The sequence below is a fragment of the Gilliamella sp. Fer4-1 genome (genome assembly GCF_001690515.1).
GTDB classification, from domain to species: domain Bacteria; phylum Pseudomonadota; class Gammaproteobacteria; order Enterobacterales; family Orbaceae; genus Gilliamella; species Gilliamella apicola_C.
On sequence record NZ_LZGZ01000356.1, the window covers coordinates 1 to 6275 of the forward strand.

7 protein-coding genes are annotated in these 6275 nt (G+C 35.8%); 1 reads left to right on the forward strand and 6 read right to left on the reverse strand.

The window, feature by feature from the left end; genetic code table 11:
* Positions 1-350 (forward strand): hypothetical protein (locus tag A9G30_RS13080; RefSeq protein ID WP_176700917.1); only part of this gene is annotated, 350 nt, incomplete at its 5' end.
* 357 nt (positions 351-707) lie between these two features.
* On the opposite strand, the gene A9G30_RS12175 is transcribed toward A9G30_RS13080, so the two are convergent.
* The 6 genes from A9G30_RS12175 to nlpD form a co-directional block, all read right to left on the reverse strand.
* Positions 708-1148, reverse strand: a complete 441-nt coding sequence (locus A9G30_RS12175; protein ID WP_065567100.1) for a hypothetical protein — start codon at positions 1146-1148, stop codon at positions 708-710.
* A gap of 21 nt (positions 1149-1169) precedes the next feature.
* Complete coding sequence (locus A9G30_RS12180) at positions 1170-1763, reverse strand: UbiX family flavin prenyltransferase (RefSeq protein ID WP_065567101.1); 594 nt, start codon at positions 1761-1763, stop codon at positions 1170-1172.
* A gap of 269 nt (positions 1764-2032) precedes the next feature.
* A complete protein-coding gene (locus A9G30_RS12185) occupies positions 2033-3241 on the reverse strand; it encodes an aldose 1-epimerase family protein (protein WP_065589124.1) in 1209 nt (402 codons plus the stop codon).
* 181 nt (positions 3242-3422) lie between these two features.
* Positions 3423-4001 (reverse strand): thymidine kinase, encoded by a 579-nt coding sequence (locus A9G30_RS12190; RefSeq protein ID WP_065567103.1) that lies wholly within the window; start codon positions 3999-4001, stop codon positions 3423-3425.
* Between the two features lie 111 nt (positions 4002-4112).
* The gene (gene gpmA, locus A9G30_RS12195) at positions 4113-4865 is read right to left on the reverse strand and encodes a 2,3-diphosphoglycerate-dependent phosphoglycerate mutase (RefSeq protein WP_065582986.1); all 753 of its coding nucleotides are present in this window, start codon (positions 4863-4865) and stop codon (positions 4113-4115) included.
* 118 nt (positions 4866-4983) lie between these two features.
* On the reverse strand, positions 4984-6060 hold the full coding sequence (gene nlpD / locus A9G30_RS12200; RefSeq protein WP_218057900.1) for a murein hydrolase activator NlpD: 1077 nt from the start codon (positions 6058-6060) through the stop codon (positions 4984-4986).
* Between the last annotated feature and the right edge of the window lie 215 nt (positions 6061-6275).

A 6275-nucleotide genomic window follows, 5' to 3' on the forward strand; every position in this document is an offset into this window, starting at 1 on the left:
TAATTAAACTCACCCAATTAGATTTATTAACGCAATATTTTAAAATCGAAAACACACACATTACACCACTTAAACCATATTTAATTACAGAAGTGTTATTTAGTGGCATTGCCTTTGTGTTGGCATTTATTATACTGCTGGCTAACATTATTACTATGCTAAGCTCACCTTGGGTAATTGATATCATTATTGCTACTTTGACAGTCTTTATCATTGTGACCGCGCTGTTTCTTTTTGCTGTAGATCCCATAAAACGATTCAAAACCTACCTTTTTATTCTAAAAGACAACGCTTTTTTACAAAGAGCAAACGATGAGCTGGCGAAAATAATTGAAGATAAAAATTGTTAATTAAATGATTAATAACATTTTTATTATCAACTTGATATACATTTCTATCCCTTTTTCTATTTTTATAAAATAATTAACCCAATTGCTAGCACTTTTTATATTTAAGGTAAATAATCGAAAAAAGACAAAGGCTAATAAGCAATAATACCGGTTCGACAAAAAACGATGCTTATTAACTAAAAATGCCTATGACATAGCGCCAAGTAAACTTGTTAAAAAACAACAAAAAGCAGTCAGAAAAACCATTTATTTTATTGAAGTTTTTTAAGCACTCTTTTTGCTAATTATTTATAACGTTTTGTTTTTTAACAATAAAAATGGAGTGAGTGGATATTTTTTAGAAATATAAAAACCACGCTAACTCTCTTTTTCTTCTTGGTTCCAATAGATTTTTCGTCCAAATCCCAATAAATTACTGGTCATCTTTACACGTTGTAACTGTAATGACCAAATTGGTGCTTTTATTATTCTAGCAAACGGGAATGCTTGATAATATTGTGCATAAGCGTGCTTGGCCTGTTCTTTTTGTAACTGTATTGCTTGAGCTTGAAATTGGATGCCTTGAATTTGGGCAACCGTTTTAGGTGTCACACTAATTGTGCCTGCAACTTGTGGACATGTTAACATGGCTTTAGCATGTTCAGTTTTTAATTCTGAAAGGAGATACAAGCACATTACACGCTCATCAAAGACATAAAAGGCATTACATGCCCATGGTTTGTTGTCTGGCAAGATGACGTGAAGCGATAATACATGATGCTTTTTGATGAATTTAATAATTCTAGGATCAGTTTGCATATTTTCTGGATTCGATTGACGTTATTCAGGTTTAACGTTAAGGTGCAGATCTTCACCCCACCGAGGTAGCGATGGAACGTCCATGCCAAACAAATCAAGCGCCCTAGCTACACTGTGGGTGATCATGTCATCAATACTACTAATATGCTGATAAAGTGCTGGCACGGGTGGAAATATCACGCCCCCCATTAATGTGACTAATTCCATATTTTTAATATGCCCCAAATGAAGTGGTGTTTCTCTAATCATTAAGACTAACCGACGTCGCTCTTTTAATACGACATCGGCAGCACGAGTCAGTAAATTATCTGACAAGCTATTAGCAATCGCCGATAATGAACGCATTGAGCAAGGAGCAACTAGCATGCCGATTGTTTTATAAGAGCCACTAGCAATTGCAGCACCAATATTGTTAATGGAATGCACTTTATCTGCAAGTGCTTCAATTTGTTTTATATTCATGTTAGGAACTTCGTATGCACTTGTTATTTGTGCTGCTTTAGAAATAACAAGATGAGTTTCGATGTCCATTGGTTTTAATAGCTCTAACGCTTTTATTCCATAAGCAATTCCTGTTGCACCACTAATGCCAATTATTATTCGACGCGTTGTCATGTCTATTCCTGTATTAATATCCAATTGCGATAAAATCATTAATTTAAACAGTCAACTTATAACATTATACTGCTCATAACAAGCGATATTAAAGCCAGCTATCAAGGAAGTGACTATACCCTATATATGCGTAGCGAATCAAGTAGACAGCAGGTTATTCTTAGCTTTATTGATACATTGATAATAAATAAATTAAGAAGCGGAGGTTAAGTTATTAAGCGGTTATTGATGGCTACCAATATAAGATTTTGGCAGCCATTTTTAGTGATTTATTCTTTAGCCATGGGTTCATTAACAACTTTGGTTTGTTGGTTACCTTGAATAGCCTCGATTTTTTTTGCATATTTTGTTACATCATCTTTATTCGATAATAAACTATAAGTTAAGGTAAACTCTGCACTTTGTCCTGGCTCAAGTTGTCGAACACGTTTTTGTTCACGCTCAATAGTTACAGGATAAGCAAAGCTGGTACCTGGCTCTAAACCGGTGACATAACCTTGCTTCAGTGTGTCGGTGTTTTTCCACAACGAAAGGACAGGCAACTGTTTAATATTATAAGCAATACCAGCGGCTTTATCGCCAGCTTTGTTAGTTACCATTACTTGAGTTTGACCGTTGTTATCAGCGAAAGGATACACATTAAATACCATTTCATCAAAGCCTTTTGTTGGTCCTAAATAAGTTTGCCATGTGTTTAAACCATTTTTAGCATAATCGTTAAATGGTGAGATTTCTTTTACTGGCGCAACAAACTGTGCACCTTCTTCAAGAATTGGCGTACCAAAATTGCTATGGTAGATAATTTGGTAATCGCGTGCATAATCACTTTTATTAGTCACCACATCATGCACGGTAAACTCCCTACTTCCTGGTACATAGCTAAGTGATGCCCACGTTTCTAGGTTACTTTTTTTGAACGTATTTTCTTTGATTAAACCTTTAACTGTAATGGTGTATGGCGCTTTATCGGCAATATCCACCATTAATTTAGATACCGGCGTGTTTTGCGCACGGCCATGGAGCGTATACATCAGACCATCAGCTTGCACCGCATGACCTGTCCACTCAAAACCACAGCGCACCATCATTTCGTTAAAACCATCTAGCCAACCTATGCCTCCACGACTTTCTAAATTGATATATTTGGGGTGAACAATTTCATTTACTGGCGAATCCCAGCCCATACGAACACCATCACCAACAACCGACAAAATACCTAATCCTCGAGTTGGGCTTAATTTAATCGTGAAGTTATCACTAGAAATAGTTAAAACTTCAGTACCATCTTGTTTACCACCTTTAAGCACGGTATTTTCAATAGTAAACATTTTACCTTTTACACCTAAAGCTTGGCTTGAAACCGACCAATTCCCTTTAGCAAGGCCGTTTTCATTATCAGTCAATACAAATTCTTTCGCATTGGCATGATAACTAGCCAAACTAAGTAACACTGCTAATGAAACAATTTTGATTTTCATGGTAAGACCTCATCGTTAATAAGTTAATACTGAATCGTTTCAGTCAATATGACATAAAAACCGAAGAAGCAATAAAAGAAAATGGTAAAAATGAGAGGTCATTCACACTTTTTTAGCATCAAATAAATCAACTTATAAGCGTAATTTATTGACTTAAAATCAGTGTGAAATGTTTAAAATATCAGTTTTTAGGCCTAATTTGCCCAACCTTCCAGTGTTTTCGGCATACTGAATGGTATTCACTATCACCCAGATGAATGGAATTGCCAAATTTAACAATTTGACCATCTTGCCCTTCTAATAAAATCATGGTGGCTTTTTTTCCACACCAGCATACGGTTTTTAGCTCTCTAAAATTGTCGGCAATTTCAAGTAGCGTCTTAGATCCCTCAAACAGATGCCCCATATAATCGGTTTTAATACCAAAGAACATAATTGGGACGCTATATTCATCACACACATCAGAAAGTTTCCAGATGGTGTTGCGCGATAAAAACTGACTTTCATCAATCAATATGCAGGCATATTGGTTTTGTTTGATATGTTCAATGATGGCATCAACAGTCGTGTCATCAAGCAGTAATGCTTTTTTACGTAACCCTAAGCGAGAGACGATTTCGACAGCCGAATCACGTGTATCAACCGATGACTTAAGTAGTAATGTTTGCATGTTATTACTTAAGTAGTTGTGATCAATTTGTAGTAGTTCGGTGGATTTTCCGGCATTCATTACGCCATATATATAATAGATCTTAGACAAAATAACGCTCTCAAAATAAAAACAATGAATAAAAATAATGAATAAAAGCTGTGATGTAGGAAATAAAAAAGGTAAGTTAAACAACCTACCTTTTTTAACTTTAAGAAATAATTATTTTGCTTTACCTTGGTTTGCAACAGCCGCTTGTTTTGCAGCGATTTCATCAGCATTACCGAGATAATAATGTTTAATGACTTTCATATTGTCATCAAATTCATACACTAACGGCACCCCTGTTGGGATGTTAAGCTCAATAATATCATCATCACTGATGTTATCTAAATGTTTTACTAGTGCACGTAGTGAATTACCGTGAGCTGCAATAATAACACGCTCTCCTTTAGCTACGCGTGGCGCAATTGTTGATTCCCAATAAGGAAGTACACGTTTAATAGTCAATGCTAAACTTTCCGTTAATGGTAATTCTGCTTCAGGTAAGTTGCTGTAGCGTGAGTCATGCCCAGGAAAACGTTCATCTGATTTTTCAAGTGCAGGAGGGGTAATGGCAAAACCACGACGCCATAATTTTACTTGCTCATCGCCATATTTTGCTGCGGTTTCTGCTTTGTTTAAACCTTGTAATGCACCATAATGGCGTTCATTTAATTTCCAACTTTTTTCAACGGGTAACCATGCTTGATCAACTTCGTCTAGAACGTGCCATAATGTGTGAATAGCGCGTTTTAATACTGAAGTATAAGCATAATCAAATGTGAAACCTTCTGTTTTTAGTAATTTACCCGCTTCAGCAGCTTCTTTATTGCCTTTATCAGATAAATCAACGTCAGTCCAACCACAAAAACGGTTCTCTTGGTTCCAAACACTTTCTCCATGTCGAATTAACACTAATTTTTTTACAGCCATGAGTATAACTCCTTTATTACGTATAATTAAATTTTAAGTGTATTTGGTTTATAGGCAAGTGGTATATGCAACCATGCCTGCCTATTTGTTTTGAATTAAAATGCTTAATTCAAAACATTTATTTTCTTGGTAAGTATTTTAATGGATCAACTGATTGCGCTTTATATCGAATTTCAAAGTGTAACCTAACCGACGAAGTGCCCGTAGCCCCCATTGTAGCAATTTGTTCACCTGCACGCACCGCTTGCTGTTCTTTTACTAATATAGATTGATTGTGCGCATACGCTGTTAAATAATCATCATTATGTTTAATAATAATTAAATTACCATAACCGGGTAATGAATTGCCCGAATAAACAACACGCCCATCAGCCGCCGCCATGACTTTAGCCCCAACTGAGCCTGATATATCAATACCTTTACTTGTATTTGAGAATTTTTCAACAATCTTACCCCGTGCTGGCCATTGCCATGAAATATTAGCCACATTCACTTTTGAGGTACGAGTTGGTATAATGTCAGAAGAACTATCTAACGGCTCAGTAATAGTTTCCGTCTTTTCGATTGTCGTTGGTTGTTGATTTTTATCTGTTTTGGTAATCGAAGTCGTTGTTGTTTTAGTGATCGTTGGTCTCGTTTTAGCTTGCCCCATTGCGATAGTAGTATTACTGCTATTAACTTTATTAGATGTCGCTGGGTGTGTAGTGGTTTTTTGGGTTACGACAACTGTACCACCACTAACATCTAGCACTTGCCCAACATTAACGGCAAAGGGTTCTTTGATATTATTTTTAGCCGCTAGTGAACGGTAATCGTTACCTGTTACCCACGCAATATAAAACAATGTATCCCCACGTTTTACAGTATAAGTATCGCCTTGATATCCACCTTTAGGTATTTCGTCATAATTACGGTTATAAACAATACGCTCGTTGCTAATTACCGTATCATTACTGTTAGCACTGCTTATAGAATGAGTGTCGTTAGCGGTATTTGTATTGGACGTTGTCGTTTGTCTTGATGAAGGTATAGAAGAGGCTCTACCACCCGTTGAAATATTCGCAGGTGGTTTGGTGTAAACAGAAGACGTTGATGCTCCACCTGCTCCCGAAATATCTTCAATTTCGGCTTGCTCGGTTTGAGTACAAGCAGCCGCTAACAAACTTAAGCAACTTAATGTCAGTATTTTTTTCAAAGCAACACCTTTCATTCTCGAATTTCATTTTTAGTTATTTTATGCAAAATACTATTTTCAGCACATATGGGGATATTTGCACATTTTAGCGTTTTTATAGTAAAAAGCTATTATATTGATTACTTATTAAGTAAATCAATAATTTTATTTAGTTCTTTATGATTTTAGTTAATATTTAGCTTGTCAGCATATCATTTTCATAAAATAACGATGCA

Coding starts and splice junctions, on each gene's coding strand:
- A9G30_RS12175 (WP_065567100.1), bottom strand. CDS start 1,148: ATGCAAACTGATCCTAGAATTATTAAATTCATCAAAAAGCATCATGTA.
- A9G30_RS12180 (WP_065567101.1), bottom strand. CDS start 1,763: ATGACAACGCGTCGAATAATAATTGGCATTAGTGGTGCAACAGGAATT.
- A9G30_RS12185 (WP_065589124.1), bottom strand. CDS start 3,241: ATGAAAATCAAAATTGTTTCATTAGCAGTGTTACTTAGTTTGGCTAGT.
- gpmA (WP_065582986.1), bottom strand. CDS start 4,865: ATGGCTGTAAAAAAATTAGTGTTAATTCGACATGGAGAAAGTGTTTGG.